This window comes from Erythrobacter sp. (assembly GCF_038133525.1).
GTDB lineage: Bacteria > Pseudomonadota > Alphaproteobacteria > Sphingomonadales > Sphingomonadaceae > Qipengyuania.
Genome location: NZ_JAYPTL010000027.1, coordinates 12,077 through 26,927, shown reverse-complemented (window position 1 = coordinate 26,927; position 14,851 = coordinate 12,077). Strand labels below are relative to the sequence as shown.

General features: G+C 60.8%; 15 protein-coding genes and 1 tRNA gene. 12 read left to right on the top strand and 4 right to left on the bottom strand.

Going from position 1 to position 14,851, the window contains the following annotated elements; all coding sequences use genetic code 11:
• Positions 1-18 precede the first annotated feature (18 nt).
• A complete protein-coding gene (locus tag AAFM29_RS08905; RefSeq protein ID WP_341712452.1) occupies positions 19-1,038 on the bottom strand; it encodes a DUF2167 domain-containing protein in 1,020 nt (339 codons plus the stop codon).
• Positions 1,039-1,286: 248 nt separating this feature from the next.
• On the opposite strand from AAFM29_RS08905, the gene AAFM29_RS08900 reads away from it, so the two are divergent.
• Positions 1,287-2,498 carry an ectonucleotide pyrophosphatase/phosphodiesterase gene (locus AAFM29_RS08900; protein ID WP_341712451.1) on the top strand — a complete coding sequence of 404 codons (1,212 nt, stop codon included), beginning with the start codon at positions 1,287-1,289 and terminating at the stop codon, positions 2,496-2,498.
• A gap of 46 nt (positions 2,499-2,544) precedes the next feature.
• Entirely contained in the window at positions 2,545-3,009 is a 465-nt protein-coding gene (locus tag AAFM29_RS08895) for a MaoC family dehydratase (protein WP_341712450.1), read from the top strand.
• 1 nt (position 3,010) lies between these two features.
• On the opposite strand, the gene AAFM29_RS08890 is transcribed toward AAFM29_RS08895, so the two are convergent.
• Together AAFM29_RS08890 and mutL are read right to left on the bottom strand one after the other, a co-directional pair.
• Positions 3,011-3,496: a hypothetical protein gene (locus AAFM29_RS08890; protein ID WP_341712449.1), complete on the bottom strand. Its 486-nt coding sequence runs from the start codon at positions 3,494-3,496 to the stop codon at positions 3,011-3,013.
• Positions 3,496-5,298, bottom strand: coding sequence for a DNA mismatch repair endonuclease MutL (gene mutL, locus AAFM29_RS08885; RefSeq protein ID WP_341712448.1), 1,803 nt, complete (start codon positions 5,296-5,298; stop codon positions 3,496-3,498). Before mutL ends, AAFM29_RS08890 begins: the two co-directional genes overlap by 1 nt.
• 195 nt (positions 5,299-5,493) lie before the next feature.
• On the opposite strand from mutL, the gene AAFM29_RS08880 reads away from it, so the two are divergent.
• The 5 genes from AAFM29_RS08880 to rodA are packed head-to-tail and all read left to right on the top strand — an operon-like array spanning position 5,494 to position 11,248.
• A complete protein-coding gene (locus tag AAFM29_RS08880; RefSeq protein ID WP_341712447.1) occupies positions 5,494-6,537 on the top strand; it encodes a rod shape-determining protein in 1,044 nt (347 codons plus the stop codon).
• Between the two features lie 13 nt (positions 6,538-6,550).
• Positions 6,551-7,441: a rod shape-determining protein MreC gene (gene mreC / locus AAFM29_RS08875; RefSeq protein ID WP_341712446.1), complete on the top strand. Its 891-nt coding sequence runs from the start codon at positions 6,551-6,553 to the stop codon at positions 7,439-7,441.
• Positions 7,441-7,995 carry a rod shape-determining protein MreD gene (locus AAFM29_RS08870; protein WP_341712445.1) on the top strand — a complete coding sequence of 185 codons (555 nt, stop codon included), beginning with the start codon at positions 7,441-7,443 and terminating at the stop codon, positions 7,993-7,995. Before mreC ends, AAFM29_RS08870 begins: the two co-directional genes overlap by 1 nt.
• Positions 7,992-10,133: a penicillin-binding protein 2 gene (mrdA, locus tag AAFM29_RS08865; protein WP_341712444.1), complete on the top strand. Its 2,142-nt coding sequence runs from the start codon at positions 7,992-7,994 to the stop codon at positions 10,131-10,133. The genes AAFM29_RS08870 and mrdA overlap by 4 nt, the downstream gene beginning before the upstream one ends.
• Complete coding sequence (gene rodA, locus AAFM29_RS08860; protein ID WP_341712443.1) at positions 10,130-11,248, top strand: rod shape-determining protein RodA; 1,119 nt, start codon at positions 10,130-10,132, stop codon at positions 11,246-11,248. Before mrdA ends, rodA begins: the two co-directional genes overlap by 4 nt.
• Here the strand turns inward: rodA and AAFM29_RS08855 are convergent.
• Entirely contained in the window at positions 11,245-11,955 is a 711-nt protein-coding gene (locus tag AAFM29_RS08855; protein WP_341712442.1) for an autoinducer binding domain-containing protein, read from the bottom strand. The two genes, rodA and AAFM29_RS08855, sit on opposite strands and share 4 nt — an antisense overlap.
• 198 nt (positions 11,956-12,153) lie before the next feature.
• On the opposite strand from AAFM29_RS08855, the gene AAFM29_RS08850 reads away from it, so the two are divergent.
• From AAFM29_RS08850 to ribH, 5 genes are all read left to right on the top strand, one after another.
• Complete coding sequence (locus AAFM29_RS08850) at positions 12,154-12,390, top strand: hypothetical protein (RefSeq protein ID WP_341712441.1); 237 nt, start codon at positions 12,154-12,156, stop codon at positions 12,388-12,390.
• Between the two features lie 97 nt (positions 12,391-12,487).
• Positions 12,488-12,563 (top strand) — tRNA-Lys (locus tag AAFM29_RS08845).
• 70 nt (positions 12,564-12,633) lie between these two features.
• On the top strand, positions 12,634-13,905 hold the full coding sequence (ribB, locus tag AAFM29_RS08840; protein ID WP_341712440.1) for a 3,4-dihydroxy-2-butanone-4-phosphate synthase: 1,272 nt from the start codon (positions 12,634-12,636) through the stop codon (positions 13,903-13,905).
• Positions 13,902-14,405 (top strand): hypothetical protein, encoded by a 504-nt coding sequence (locus AAFM29_RS08835; RefSeq protein WP_341712439.1) that lies wholly within the window; start codon positions 13,902-13,904, stop codon positions 14,403-14,405. Before ribB ends, AAFM29_RS08835 begins: the two co-directional genes overlap by 4 nt.
• Before the next feature lie 21 nt (positions 14,406-14,426).
• Positions 14,427-14,849 carry a 6,7-dimethyl-8-ribityllumazine synthase gene (gene ribH / locus AAFM29_RS08830; RefSeq protein WP_341712438.1) on the top strand — a complete coding sequence of 141 codons (423 nt, stop codon included), beginning with the start codon at positions 14,427-14,429 and terminating at the stop codon, positions 14,847-14,849.
• The last annotated feature ends 2 nt before the right edge of the window (positions 14,850-14,851 follow it).

The window sequence follows — 14,851 nt, the reverse complement described above, 5'->3', positions numbered from 1 at the left end:
ACGCAGGTCCGCTCCAACCTATTGGCTGGGCGGATCTTCACTTGACCTTGCGGCCAGGGATTCAGGCGTGCGAAGCCTGCGTGTCGTCTCTCCGCTCGGCGCGGCCGGTGCGGTGTATTCGTAATCGTGATCCTCACCCTTGTTGAACAGCGCCATCACCCGCTTGCGGAAGACGCCGAATCCCACGGCAATTGCCACGAGAATGGGTTTCAGGAATTTCAGCAGGAGAGCGAAGATACCTAGCTTCTTCGCTGCTGCGACGCCCGCACCTGCAGCAATCAAGCCTCCAATGCCGAAACCTGCTTCCTCGTCGGTCTCCGGATTGAAGTCCTCATAACGTGCACCGGCCGTGAAACTTGCGCGCTTCGCGAGGGAATTGGCAGCAACCTGTACAGTGGGCAGGTCTTTCATGGTCGAGACGAGATTCATGCTCAGCACGCCGTGTCGCCCCAGCGTCCGCAAGTCGTAGTTGAGCGTGTGCTCACCCGGATTGCTCGAGAACGCGAGGTTCTTGGCCCAGACGACCGAGTGCGATTTGGGGTCGTAGACGGGACGCGCAGCCCAACCGACCAGCTTGATCGATTCGAATCCCGCGTCGATGCGGGCCTCGTTATTCTCTTCAGTCGCATCCTGCAGCTCTTCGAGCAATTCGTCGTAATCGACGTCGGCTGCATCGTCGTCTGACACATAGCCAACGTCTTCGAAGGTGATGACCGCCCCCCAGCTGTCGGAGAACGGAGTCGCCCATTTGGGCATCACCAGACCAAGCACGCCTTCCGCAGCTTCAGGGGGATTCCCCCAAGCCTCGGTCAGGATCTTCCAGGCATCGTCTTCCCCGTAGAATACGTAGCTGTCGCCAAGATCGAGCTGCGCATTTGCGGTCTCGATCCTGACCCGGCCGGAACGTGGGGAAAGATCATCCAGCCAGGCGACCATCTCAGGCGTCAGCTCACTGTCTGTCGCCGGAGTCTGCGCCCATGTGGGCACGGCCAGCGCTGCCGCAACGACGGCCATCAGCATCTTCAGCATACTTCGCATTTGCGACTCCCTGATTTTTATTCTTATTGTTGTTTGAAGAGGTTATAGTTCGAAACCTGTAGTGAGTGCGATGTACAGGAAATATTGATTAATTGTTATTATTTGCGTTGGTCGCACGGAAACATCTCTGACCCTGACGATCTGATTCCGGTCGCTGAAGAGCAGCAGCGTCGCCGTTGGTCGAGTGGTGTCGGAAATCTCCCGATTCCAGTCTCGCATTTGTAGCGTGTCACGACTAACGGGGCCCCATGCGCATTCTCTTCGCCCTGTTCGCGGCCGCCTGGCTTTCCGCCGTTCCTGCCCAAGCAGAGGAGGCGGATCGTCCCGTGACGATCCTGGTCTCGATCGACGGCTTCCGCACCGACTATCTCGACAGGGGTATCACGCCGCACCTCAGCGCGCTTGCGGCGCAGGGAGCAAGCGGGCCGATGCGGCCGAGCTTCCCGACCAAGACCTTTCCCAACCACTACACTGTGGTGACTGGAATGCGTCCTGACCGGAACGGGATCTCGGGCAACAACATGATCGACCCGCGACGCCCTGGCCAGATGTTCAGCCTGGGCGATTCCAGGCAGGCGCTCGACCCGTTCTGGTGGAGCGAGGCCGAGCCGATCTGGATCACGGCGGAACGTGCTGGGATCCGTACCGCGACGATGTTCTGGCCAGGCAGCGAAGTCCCTTTCGAAGGGACGCGCCCGAGCGACTGGCTGCGTTTCGACCAGAATATCAGCAATGCCCAACGGGTCAGGACTGTGATCGACTGGCTGCGTCGCCCGCAGGCAATCCGGCCAGCGCTCGTCACGCTGTATTTCGACACTGTCGATACTGCGGGTCACCGTTTTGGCCCCGATAGCGAACAGGTGAACGCCGCGATTGCCGATGTCGATGCCCGCATCGGTGACCTCGTGAAGGAGATTGGCGAGCTGGGCCAGGCGGCCAACTTTGTCATCCTTGCCGATCACGGCATGCGCCAGACCGACGGTTCGCGGGTGATCCAGCTCGACGACTTCATCGATCGCGAGAGCTATATCGCGGTCGAGGTTGGTCCCTATGCCGCCATCGAACCGATCACCGGCACCGATAGCCGCGTGGCGGATGCCCTGCTAGTCCCGCATGATCACATGGACTGCGCGCGCAAGGAAGACCTGCCGGAACGGCTGCACTACGGCACCAATCCCCGCGTTGCGGCGATCGTCTGCATTGCGGAGAATGGCTGGACCATTCTGGCCGGGCCGCCACGCTATCCGGTGGAAGGTGGCGCGCATGGCTATGACAATGCCGATCCGGAAATGCTGGCGCTGTTCATCGCCAGTGGCCCGGCCTTCGCAACCGGCGTAAAGCTGCCGGTGTTCGACAACGTCGATGTCGCACCCCTGCTGCGCGAAGTGCTCGACCTGCCGCAGAATCCCAATCTCGATGGTACGCTGGCCCCGGTGCAGCCTGCGCTTGCCGGGGGTTAAGCTTTTGCCCGTTGCCTGAACTTCAGGCCTGCGCCATCGATCCCGCATGAAATATTTCGAAGATATCGAGATCGGCGTGGTGCAGTCCTTCGGTCACTATCCGGTGACGCGGGAGGAAGTGATGGAATTTGCGGGCAAGTACGATCCGCAGCCGTTCCATCTCGACGACGAAGCTGCCGCGCAAACCCATTTCGGCCGTCTGTCGGCCAGTGGATGGCATACCTGCGCCATGACCATGTCGATGATGGTCGCGAACATGAAGGTAGAGAAATCGGCGGGCCTCGGATCACCGGGCGTCGACAATCTTCGCTGGGTCAAGCCGGTCTACCCGGGCGACACCTTGCGCTGTGAGAGCGAGGTCCTTGAAAAGCGGCGCAGCCACTCACGCCCCGAGATGGGCATCTTCAAGGTTCGTCACCGCACCTTCAACCAGAATGACGAGCTGGTGCTGGACATGGTTAGCAATGGCCTGATCCGCGTACGCAACCCCGAGGCACCGATCGAGGACTAGGTCACGCCCCGCATTGGGCGATGCCTTCGGCCTGGTAGACGACGCGTTCCTTGCTGTCCGTAACAGCCAAAGTGGCCGGGTAATTGATCGCTTCCTCGCCGGCCTCCTTACCTTCGATTTCCTGCAACGTTAGCGAGAAGGCATAGTCGCGCCCGTCATATTGGCCGTGCGCCAGATATGGCAGCTCCTTGCTTCCCTTGTCCGCGGCGAAGCGCATGATTTCGCCGTCGCGCTTCATGTAGCCTTCTTCCGCCATGGCGAGCGCAACCGCTCCCAGACCTCCACCATCGGGTACGAAGCTGCATCCGGCGCCGTACAGATTGTTCTTCTCGATGTCCGGGTAGCCAATGGCCTGCGGGCCAAAAGCCAATGGAGGCGCCTCCTGCGCCTGTTCGACTTCGGCTACCGCCGCCTGCCGCTCCGCCTCGGTCGGCTCATCCGAACAAGCACCCAAAATCACCAGCGAAAGCAATAGGGCTTTACGCATCAATGCCTCCCGAACAGCTTTTCGACGTCATCCATCGACAGCTTGATCCATGTCGGGCGGCCGTGATTGCACTGGCCTGAACGCGGGGTTCGTTCCATTTCGCGCAGGAGCGCGTTCATTTCATCGACGCGCAGTGCCCGCCCGGCCCTTACCGAGCCATGGCAAGCCATGGTCGCCAGCACCAGGTCGAGCTTCTCGCCCAGCAGCAGCGCATCACCGTTGAGCGCGAGATCATCATCGATGTCGCGCAGCAGCTTCTCCGGATCGGTCTTGGCAATGGCATGCGGCAGCGCGCGCACGAGCATGGCTGCCGGGCCGAAGCGTTCGATCACCAGGCCCAGCTCAGCCAGTTTGGGCGCCGCTTCTTCGAGCCTGTCGCAGGACGGTTCGTCCATTTCGACCACATCGGGGATGAGCAAGGCCTGTTCGCGCCTGACGGCTTCTTCCGCGCCAGCAGCGCGCAGGCGTTCGAGCACCAGCCTTTCATGGGCCGCGTGCTGGTCGACGAGAATGAGGCCGTCCTTCGCCTCAGCCACGATATAGGTGTTGGCGACCTGCCCACGCGCAATGCCAAGCGGGAAATCCTGCTCGTCCTCGCTGATCGGTGCAGCTTCTTCCGCGCGGCCGCGCGGTGCAGCCATCACTTCGGCCTCCACCCCACGCCATGCCGCACTGGCTTCGGAAACTCGCGCCAGCGGTGCAGCCCAATCGCGCCCTGCGAAGATAGACCGCAGGGCGGGTGCTGGTTCGTCGCGTACCGGCTCCGCCTGCCACCGCCCCATCGCTGCCGCATCGGGTGCCTGCGCGCTGCGCTGATCACCGGTCGCGAGAGCCTGCCTGAGCCCGGAAACGATAAAGCCGCGGACACCCTGGGCATCGCGAAAACGCACCTCGGTCTTTGCCGGATGTACGTTCACATCGACATCTTCCGGCGGCAGTTCAAGAAATAGCGCCAGCACTGCGTGGCGATCACGCGCCAGCATGTCTGCATAGGCACCCCGCACCGCGCCCGCCAACAGGCGATCTTTTACCGGTCGACCGTTGACGAACAGGTACTGGTGATCGGCGACGCCGCGATTGTAGGTTGGGAGGCCGGCAATGCCCGTCAGGGTCATACCGCCCCGCTCAAGCTCGATCGCGACCCCATTGTCCTTCAGTTCCCGCGCGATGACCTGTGCGACGCGATTTGCCAGCCCTTCCCCGCCCTGAAGCCCCATGATCCTTCGGTCGCCATGATCGAGCGTAATCGCGACATCCGGGCGTGCCATGGCAAGCCGCCGCACGACGTCGAGACAGGCAGCATACTCGCTCCGTTCGCTGCGCAGGAACTTGCGCCGCGCGGGTACCTTGCCGAAGAGGTTCTCGACCCGGACCCGTGTACCGGGCGGCAAGGCGGCAGGCCCTTCCCCTGCCAGTTCGCCGTGATCGACCGTTCGGCGCCATCCCTGTTCGGCACCTTTCGGCCGGCTTTCCAGCGTAAAGCGCGCGACGCTGGCGATGCTGGGCAGCGCCTCACCGCGAAAGCCCAGCGTGACGACTTGTTCTATGGCTTCGTCAAGCAGCTTGGAGGTGGCGTGCCGTTCAAGCGCCAAGGCCATGTCATCGGGCGTCATTCCGCACCCGTCGTCGGTCACCTCCAGGCTCGTCAGCCCGCCGTCGACCAGCTTCACGGCAATCCGCGTCGCCCCCGCGTCGATCGCGTTTTCGACCAGTTCCTTGAGCGCGGACGAAGGGCGTTCGACCACCTCGCCGGCTGCAATGCGATTGACCAGATTTTCGGGCAGGCGACGGATTTGGGGCATTGGTTACAAAGGTAGCGACGAATTGCCGCAAAGCCGAGGCCGGACGATGCTATTTCCCCCATCGGAACCGCACAAATTTTTGGCATTTTGCCGATTGTCTCGCTATGCACCCGCCACCTATTCGCGCATGGGGTCACGGAGGGGTTGAATGGAGAACCCGGCAGGCCCCGCCTTCAGACGGAAAATCGAGTTACAATGGGCTTCTGGAACAATCTCTTCAAATTCGGTTCGCAGAACATGGCGATCGACCTCGGCACTGCCAACACACTGGTCTACGTTCAGGACCAGGGCATCATCCTCAACGAGCCGAGCGTGGTCGCGATCGAAACGATCAATGGCGTCAAACGCGTGAAGGCCGTGGGTGACGATGCGAAGATGATGATGGGCAAGACCCCGGACAGCATCGAAGCGATCCGTCCGCTGCGCGACGGCGTCATCGCCGACATCGAAATCGCCGAAGAGATGATCAAGCACTTCATCCGCAAGGTGCATGGCCGCAAGAGCCTGCTGCGCTATCCGGAAATCACCATCTGCGTCCCTTCGGGTTCGACCTCGGTCGAACGGCGCGCGATCCGTGACGCCGCATCGAACGCAGGCGCTTCGCAGGTTTACCTGATCCTGGAGCCGATGGCCGCGGCGATCGGTGCTGATATGCCGGTGACCGAACCGGTTGGCAGCATGGTCGTAGACATTGGCGGCGGCACCACCGAAGTTGCGGTGCTGTCGCTGCGCGGCCTCGCCTACACCACATCGGTTCGCACCGGTGGTGACAAGATGGATGAAGCGATCGTTTCCTATGTCCGCCGACACCACAATCTGCTGATCGGCGAAGCCACGGCAGAACGGATCAAGAAGGATTACGGCGTGGCCCGCCAGCCAGAAGACGGCATTGGCGAGAGCATCACCATCAAGGGGCGTGACCTGGTGAACGGCGTACCCAAGGAAATCACCATCAACCAGGGCCACATCGCCGAGGCGTTGAGCGAACCGATTGGGGCGATCGTCGAAGGCGTGCGTATCGCGCTGGAGAACACGGCCCCCGAACTGGCCGCGGATATCGTGGATCAGGGCATCGTGCTGACCGGCGGTGGCGCATTGATTGGCGGGCTCGACGAATATCTGCGCGAAGAAACCGGGTTGCCGGTGACCATCGCGGAAGATCCGCTGTCCTGCGTCGCGGTTGGTACTGGTCGGGCGATGGAAGACCCGGTCTATCGCGGCGTCTTGATGACGGCCTGAGGAAGGATCCGGGATGGCGCCGCCAAATCAACGGCGCTCGAGCTACTCTCGCAGGGCGCAGTACAACGTTTTCACCGGCTATATCCTGGCCGGTTTGGGCGCACTCGTCGGTGCAGTACTGCTGGGCCTGTCGTTCTTCCAACCCAACCTGTTCGGCTGGGCTAGATCCGGTGCGAACGATGCGGTGACGCCTGCCGCCGAGACAACAGCAACCGTGCGCTCAGGCACGCGGAGCTTGTGGGAGTCAATCACGGGCTATTACCGTGCCGGATCCAAGAACGCCGAGCTTGAGCGCGAGATGGACATTGCCCGCATCCGGCTCGCCGAAGCCCGGGCGATCGAGCAGGAAAACCGCCGTCTCAAGGCTTTGATCGGCTTGCAGGATGCGTCCAGCAAGCCGGTCGCTCTCGCGCGCCTTATCGGTTCGACCGCGTCAAGCACGCGGCGTTTCGCCTATGTTGGGGCCGGAAGGAGCAACGGCGTCAAAATCGGCATGCCAGTTCGAAGCCCACGTGGCGTGGTCGGTCGCATTCTCGAGGTTGGGGCCAATAGCGCCCGCGTTCTCCTGCTCACCGACAGCGAAAGCGTTTTGCCGGTCCGCCGTGCCAAGGACGAAGTTGTGGCTTTCGCCGAAGGGCGCGGCGATGGCCTGTTGCGCATCCGCCTGATCAACCTTGGCATCAACCCGCTGGAACCTGGCGATGTATTCGTGACCAGTGGTGCAGGTGGCTATTACCGGCCAGGTATTGCGGTCGCGATCCTTACCGAAAAAACCGATGATGGTGGCTTGGCCAGATTGATCAGCGATCCTGCCGCTACCGACTTTGTGGCGATCGAGCCCATTTTCGAACCTGAGGCGGCAATTGCCGTGGAGACGCCTATCGAGCGGGAGCTCGAGAACTGATGGAGAGGATGAACCCGCGTTCGCGCAGCGATGCCTATGGCAGCCGCATAAACCGGTCGCACTCTCCTTCCCTGGCCTATTCCGTTCCCTGGCTATCTATCATGTTGGGATCGCTGTTTCCGCTATTCCTGATCGCGATTGCCATGCCGATGGTGCCGCCGGTTGGCTTGCTGATGCTTTTGGGCTGGCGGCTTGTGCGCCCGGGCTTGCTCCCCGTCTGGGCGGGATTTCCATTGGGCTTGTTTGATGACCTGTTCAATGGCCAGCCCTTTGGCTTTGCCGTTCTTGCCTGGTCATTGGCGCTCATAGCCATCGAATTCATCGAGCTTCGTTTTCCCTGGCGCAGTTTCTGGCAGGATTGGTTCACCGCCGGTATACTACTGATCGGCTACCTTTTTTCGGGGTGGCTCCTTTCGGGCGCTACGCCTACCGGCTCTTCACTTGCCGCCCTTGGTCCCCAAGTTGTGTTCACCGTTTTGCTCTTCCCGCTCTTCGCCCGATTTGTCGCCCGTCTCGACCAGTTCCGCCTGACCCGCAGGAAACGGATCGCATGAAGCGGTTCGGCAAAACAAAGGTCAAGCAGCGCGAGGTGGTCAACCAGACCAAGCTCGACAATGCTTTCGACCGGCGGACCTTTGTCATCGGTACCGTGATGGGCGGGGTCGGTATCTTGCTGGCATCGCGCCAAGCCTACATCGCCATTGCCGAGAACGAGAAATACGAGCTCGAATCCGAAAGCAATCGCGTAAACCTATCGCTCATCCCTCCCCGGCGAGGCTGGATTCTCGATCATAACGGTGCCCCGCTCGCCTCCAACCGTGCCGACTTTCGCGTCGACATAATTCCCGACAGAACGCCCGATCCGGATCGCACTATCGATGAACTGACGAAGATCCTCGAACTCGATGCGAACCAGGCGGCCGACGTCAAGAAGCGGGTCAAGGACTCTCGCGGGTTCCAGCCTGTCGAAGTTGCCTCAGGGCTCAAATACGAACAATTCGCCGCGGTCAGTGTACGCCTGCCCGACCTGCACGGTGTGGTCCCGCAACGTGGCTTCTCACGCTACTATCCCACCGGCCCGTCCGTCGGACACCTGATCGGCTACGTCGGCCCTGCAAACGCAGAGGAGTATGCCCAGGATCGCAATCCCTTGCTGGTCACCCCAGGTTACAAGATCGGCAAAGACGGCCTTGAGAAGGTCTTCGAACAGGAAATTCGCGGTGTCCCCGGCGCGCGCCGGGTAGAGGTAACGGCATCGGGGCGCATCGTCCGCGACCTGGAAACCCGCGAGGACGTTCAGGGTGATCCCGTCCAACTGACGATCGACGGGCCACTGCAGGATTACGCAGCGAGGCGCATTGGGCTGGAGAGCGGTTCGGTCGTCGTGCTGGACTGTGAGACCGGCGATATCCTGTGCATGGCCTCGATGCCCAGCTTCGATCCCAACAGCTTCTCGCAGGGGATCGGGCGGGTCGAGTATTCGATGCTCAGCGAAGATGAGCGGGTGCCGCTTCGAAACAAGGTCCTGAAAGGACTCTATCCACCCGGTTCCACGGTTAAGCCGATGGTGGCGATGAGTTTCCTGCGTGAAGGCCTGTCTCCCGATGCAGCGACGGTCTGCAACGGAGGGCTCAGGGTCGGCAATCGCGTGTTCCACTGCTGGAACCGCAGGGGGCATGGCCATGTCGATATGGCCAAGGGCATCTACCAGTCGTGCGACGTCTATTTCTACCACTTTGCCCAGCAAATCGGCATGGACCCGATCGCGGCCATGGCCCGGCGCGTGGGACTGGGCCAGAAATTCGACCTGCCGGTAACCAGCCAATTCTACGGAACCGTGCCTGACCCTGCATGGAAGCTCAATAAGTACGGCAAGGAATGGCAAACCTTCGATACGGTGAACGCCACGATCGGCCAGGGCTACATGCTGTTCAATCCGCTACAACTTGCGGTTTATGCGGCGCGTATCGCGTCGGGGCGGCATCTCGAGCCACATCTGGTCAAATCAAAAATCCGCCAGCCCTTCGCGCCCGCTGATTTCAGCCAGGACCATGTCGACATCGTGCGCCAGGCCATGAGCGATGTGGTGAATGGCCCCGGGACAGCAGGGCGCGCTCGCCTGCCTATTCCAGACGTATTGATGGCCGGTAAGACAGGCACCGCACAGGTCGTGGGCCTCAACCTTTCGAACGGCAAGTCGGGTCCGTGGAAGTATCGCGACCACGGGCTGTTCGTGTTCTTCGCGCCCTATGACAAACCCAGGTATGCCGGTGCCGTTGTGATCGAGCATGGGGGCGGTTCGGGGGCAGCCTACCCAATCGCGCGCGACGTGATGACTTTCCTGTTCGATCCCGCGAAGGCACTTGAGACCCTGCGCAGCTACGAAGCGCAATGGGGCGGAACGGCACAGCAGCGCCTGGATGCAAAATACCGCGCCTACGCCGCAGCGGCTGGTCAATCGGTAAAGCCGGTGCCCGCGCGCGAGGAGGATATCTTCGACCAGGTCGAGGCCGAGGCCCGCGTGGCCGTGCGTCAGAGTGAGACCATCGCCGAACAGACCTTGCAACCACGCGTTGATACTTTGCCCGGCGACACCTCACCTCCACCCGGTGCGACCGTTGAAGCCGACACGCAAACGACCCAATCAGTGTCGACATTACCTGACCCAGCGGTCGACGGGGTGGCGCAATGAGCAGCATTGTACCCGCGCCGATCGCGCGCCAGCCCTGGGCCATGCTCTTCCCGCTGCTGATCCTGATCGGTTTCGGCTCCTTGGTTCTCTATTCCGCAGCAGGCGGTTCCTGGACCACCTATGCCGAGAACCACGTGGTGCGCTTCCTCGTCTTCCTGGTGATGGCCTTCGTCATGAGCCGCTTCACCAAGGAAATGGCGATGTTCTTCGCCTTTCCCATTTACGGCGTATTAGTTCTGCTGCTGGTCCTGGTCGAAGCGATCGGTTTTGTTGGAGGCGGGAGTCAAAGGTGGCTCAACCTTGGCTTCATGCAACTGCAGCCATCGGAATTGATGAAGCCGGCAGTCGTACTGGTCCTGGCTAGGTTCTATGCGATCCTTCCCATCGGCATGATCCCGACATGGCGCTCGCTTGTCCCGGCGGCAGCCCTGATGGGTCTCCCCGTCGGACTTGTCTTGCTGCAACCCGACCTTGGGACCTCGCTGGCCATAGCGTTCGGTGGTGTCGTTGTGATGTTTGTCGCCGGCCTGCCAATTCGCTGGTTCCTGGGCGCCGGTGCTGCCGGTGCAGTGTTGGCTCCCCTCGCCTTCTTCTTCGGACTGAAGGAATATCAGCAAAAGCGGGTCTTCACGTTCCTTGACCCGGAAAGCGACCCGTTGGGCGACGGGTACCACATCACCCAATCCAAGATTGCGATCGGTTCAGGGGGGATGTGGGGCAAGGGCTTCAACGAAGGTTCGCAGAGCCACCTGAACTATCTCCCCGAACCGCATACTGACTTCATCTTTGCCACCATGGCCGAAGAATGGGGTTTCTTCGGAGGGCTTGTGGTGTTGGCATGCTTCGCCCTGATCCTCAGCTGGGGACTGCGTGTCGCCCGCTACAGCAACGATCGCTTCGGCAAGCTTCTCGCAACCGGAATGACAGCCACGGTGTTCTTCTATGTGGCGATCAATCTCATGATGGTCATGGGCCTCGCCCCCGTTGTGGGCATTCCGCTTCCCTTCATGAGTCACGGCGGCAGTTCGATGATGACCAATATGATCTGTCTGGGCTCCCTGATGATGGTGAGCCGTTGGAACCGCTATGCCCCTCAAAGCGGTCTTGCACGCTAGGCGTCTATCAACCCCAACTGTAGTGCCTTGACCGTGGTCGCGACCCGATCGTTGGTTCCAAGCTTGTCGTAGATCCGCTTCGTGTAGGTCCGAACCGTTTCGGGCGAAATCCGGAGAATCTCGGCGATATCGGCGCTCGACTTCCCTTTGCTCAACCATTCGAGCACTTGGGCTTCGCGCTTCGACAGCGATACCTTCTGTTCCCTCGCATCCAGCAAGGCGCAGATGCGCAGGTGTGCGGCCTGCATCAGGACGTGCAGCATGGTCTGCACGCCTTCATCGAGCGGACCTGAATCCTGCGGGAAGCCAAACGATGCATAGGCATCGCGATGCCCAGGTCCGAACAGGGCAAGGCTGAATCCCGTGGTAAGGCCATGACGGATGCACGCCTGGGCATACTTCTGACCAATGTTCTTTGACGCGCCCAGTTCGAAAGCCCGATCCCAGGTGAGCACCGGACCATGTGCGAAAGTGAGTCGCGGCATCGGGTCGATCTGTCGCAAACCTTCGCTGCGATATTCCTTTGCGAATGCAGCAGGGAACCCTTGCTGATAGATCACGGCCTCGTCCGAGGTGTGTGAGCCGAAAACAGGAGTACAATGATAGGTTTGCTTGTCCGCGCCCAGGCGCCGTGCCAGGCGGTTGACGAAACGCAGCACCTCGCTGGGCTGTTTCAGGCTGTCCATATGCGCCGCATAGCGCTGCATGGCTGTCCCCCGCTTGAGTGACTGGAAATAAGCATATCAGAAACTAATAAAACGCCAAAATATGTTCCCATGGTCGCAGGGGGTTTTAGTGTTCGTGGTGATCCTTCCGTGAGCGGGTCGAAGGCGGCCCTTGAACTGGACTTTGAACACATCGTTGAAATTGATTGCGAAAGCCTGACCGTCGAGTTGGGTACGGACATGTCTGACTCTGTCCTGCTCGCACTCTGCCATGCCGGCAAGAAGGAGCGGAGTACCACGATCTGGGATTTGCCCACTCTGACGGGCCTCTCACTCCAGGACGTTTTCTCGACAGTGCGGGCGCTAGAGTTCAACCGTCTGGTGCGAATCTGCGACAATCCGGCAGACCCTTTTGCATCAGTGGTTTCGATCGAGGAATCGGGCGCACAAAGGCTCGCTGAACTCCGGTCAGCCTAGCCAAAATAAACCCCTTCCAATCCGCGCGAGGCCAGCTATATGAGCGCCTCCCCCGAGTCGGGGCGCCCGGAAAAGGGCACGCGGTTAGCCGCAGTGTGGACGCATAGCTCAGTTGGTAGAGCAGCTGACTCTTAATCAGCGGGTCCTAGGTTCGAGCCCTAGTGCGTCCACCAATTTTCCACCTTCACACTACGATGTCGTAAAGGAATTGGATATCACACTCTAATGTGATATCTGAGTCGCATGGCTACAGACATCATCACACGAGTCCGCACCCTTATCGAAGATGGCAAAATGACCCGCGCGGGCCTCGCGCGAGCAGCAGGCCTGCATGCCAACACACTTCGCGACTGCGGCGAACCGGGTTGGAATCCCACCGCCGATACGCTGGGCAAGCTAGAGCGTTTCCTCGAAGCCAACGATGAAACCCCGGTGCTCGTCGGGATCGAGGAAATCATCGAAGAAGCCCGCAACGGTCGGATGTTCGTTCTTGTCGACGATGAGGATCGTGAAAACGAGGGGGACCTCGTCATCCCAGCGCAAATGGCGACTCCAGACGCGATCAACTTCATGGCGACCCATGGACGCGGCCTCATCTGCCTGACGCTTACCCGCGAGCGGACAGAACAACTTGGTCTTCAGCTGATGAGCCGATCTAATGGAACGCGGCACGAAACCGCCTTCACTGTCTCAATCGAAGCGCGCGAAGGGGTGACGACCGGCATTTCCGCGGCCGACCGCGCCCGCACCGTCTCGGTGGCAATAGATCCCACGCGCAATGCGCAGGACATCGTCACTCCTGGCCATGTATTCCCTTTGATCGCCCGCGACGGCGGCGTTCTCGTTCGCGCCGGGCACACCGAGGCGGCGGTCGACATCTCGCGGCTTGCCGGCCTCAACCCTTCGGGCGTGATCTGCGAGATCATGAACGAAGACGGCAGCATGGCCCGGCTCGAAGACCTGATCGGCTTCGCCCGTCGCCACGGCCTGAAGATCGGCACGATCCGTGACCTCATCGAATACCGCATGCGGCATGATCATCTTGTCGAACGGGCGAGCGAGAGCGAGTTCGTCTCGGACTACGGCGGCGACTGGCGGGCCATGACTTACCGCAATGCGGTCGATGGCAGCACGCATGTCGCCTTGCAAAAGGGCCACGTTGAGCCGGGCAAGCCGACCCTGGTGCGCATGCATCGCATCTCGATTTTCGATGACGTCCTGGGCCGCCCGAGCGAGCGCAAACGCACCCTGCAACGCGCGATGAAGGCGATCGGAGACAATGGTAGCGGCGTGGTCGTGGTACTGATGCCCAATCGTCCGGAAAGCCTGCAGAACGAAGTGGGCGGCGTCCGTCCCGCCGACGGTGGTGAGCTGCGCGAATATGGCGTTGGAGCACAGATCCTCGCCGACCTTGGTGTGCATGAAATGGAACTGCTCACCAATTCACATCACAATGTCGTCGGCCTCGAAGGCTATGGCATCTCGGTGGCTGGCGAACGCCCAATCCCGGCGTGAGCACGGCGGAGTTCCTGTTGAAGCGGATGCGCCTCCCCGTTGATGAGGCGGCGGAGCCCAAATACGCGCATCTCGAACGCGAACGGCGCTGGCTTGTCGATCCCGATCGCCTCGACATTGCCTCACTAGAAGATCCGATTACGATCCACGATCGCTACATTCTTGGTACAAGGCTGCGACTGCGTTCCATGCAAAGCGGTCGGCAATCAGTGTGGAAGCTCACGCGTAAATACGAGTGCGAAGATCCGCTGGCACGACCGATCGTGACAGCCTACCTCACAGAAGAAGAGTATGAGACTTTGGCAACTTTGCCTGCGCTCGATCTGCGCAAGGTGCGGCACAAGGTTCACAACAGTGGCTCGGATTTCTCGGTAGACCGCTTCGAAGGGAATCTTGCGGGCCTTTGGCTTGCGGAGATCGAACTCGAAGACGGCGACCTACTGGTCGCTCGAGGATGTCAGCCACGATCCGCGCTATCAGGGTTTCACCCTCGCCCATAGCGGCATCCCCAAGGATTGATCATGGCCCGTTTTCTTATCGTCGAAGCCCGTTTTTACGATCACCTCAACGACATGCTGGTGGAAGGCGCACGCGCTGCGCTTGCCCAGGCAGGGCATGAAGCCGAGGTCCTGACCGTCCCTGGCGCCCTCGAGGTGCCGGGCGCCATAGCACTTGCATCGGAGAGTGATCTTTACGACGGGTACGTGGCGATCGGTGTGGTCATCCGCGGCGAGACCTATCACTTCGAAATCGTTGCCGGCGAAAGCGCACGCGGGATCATGGCCTTGACCATGGATGGCATGGCGATCGGCAATGGCATCCTCACCGTCGAGAATGAGGAACAGGCGCTGGTCCGCGGCGATCCTGCGCAGAAGGACAAGGGGGGCGAAGCGGCCAAGGCAGCGATGGCACTGCTCGACTTGCAGGCGCGCTTCGCAGCCTGACC

Excerpts from the sequence above, each read along its gene's own strand:
- mreC (WP_341712446.1), top strand. The coding sequence starts at position 6,551 with ATGGCGCCGCCAAATCAACGGCGCTCGAGCTACTCTCGCAGGGCGCAG.
- AAFM29_RS08870 (WP_341712445.1), top strand. The coding sequence starts at position 7,441 with ATGGAGAGGATGAACCCGCGTTCGCGCAGCGATGCCTATGGCAGCCGC.
- mrdA (WP_341712444.1), top strand. The coding sequence starts at position 7,992 with ATGAAGCGGTTCGGCAAAACAAAGGTCAAGCAGCGCGAGGTGGTCAAC.
- AAFM29_RS08900 (WP_341712451.1), top strand. The coding sequence starts at position 1,287 with ATGCGCATTCTCTTCGCCCTGTTCGCGGCCGCCTGGCTTTCCGCCGTT.
- AAFM29_RS08890 (WP_341712449.1), bottom strand. The coding sequence starts at position 3,496 with ATGCGTAAAGCCCTATTGCTTTCGCTGGTGATTTTGGGTGCTTGTTCG.
- ribB (WP_341712440.1), top strand. The coding sequence starts at position 12,634 with ATGGCTACAGACATCATCACACGAGTCCGCACCCTTATCGAAGATGGC.
- AAFM29_RS08895 (WP_341712450.1), top strand. The coding sequence starts at position 2,545 with ATGAAATATTTCGAAGATATCGAGATCGGCGTGGTGCAGTCCTTCGGT.
- AAFM29_RS08905 (WP_341712452.1), bottom strand. The coding sequence starts at position 1,038 with ATGCGAAGTATGCTGAAGATGCTGATGGCCGTCGTTGCGGCAGCGCTG.
- AAFM29_RS08880 (WP_341712447.1), top strand. The coding sequence starts at position 5,494 with ATGGGCTTCTGGAACAATCTCTTCAAATTCGGTTCGCAGAACATGGCG.
- mutL (WP_341712448.1), bottom strand. The coding sequence starts at position 5,298 with ATGCCCCAAATCCGTCGCCTGCCCGAAAATCTGGTCAATCGCATTGCA.
- AAFM29_RS08855 (WP_341712442.1), bottom strand. The coding sequence starts at position 11,955 with ATGCAGCGCTATGCGGCGCATATGGACAGCCTGAAACAGCCCAGCGAG.
- rodA (WP_341712443.1), top strand. The coding sequence starts at position 10,130 with ATGAGCAGCATTGTACCCGCGCCGATCGCGCGCCAGCCCTGGGCCATG.
- ribH (WP_341712438.1), top strand. The coding sequence starts at position 14,427 with ATGGCCCGTTTTCTTATCGTCGAAGCCCGTTTTTACGATCACCTCAAC.
- AAFM29_RS08850 (WP_341712441.1), top strand. The coding sequence starts at position 12,154 with ATGTCTGACTCTGTCCTGCTCGCACTCTGCCATGCCGGCAAGAAGGAG.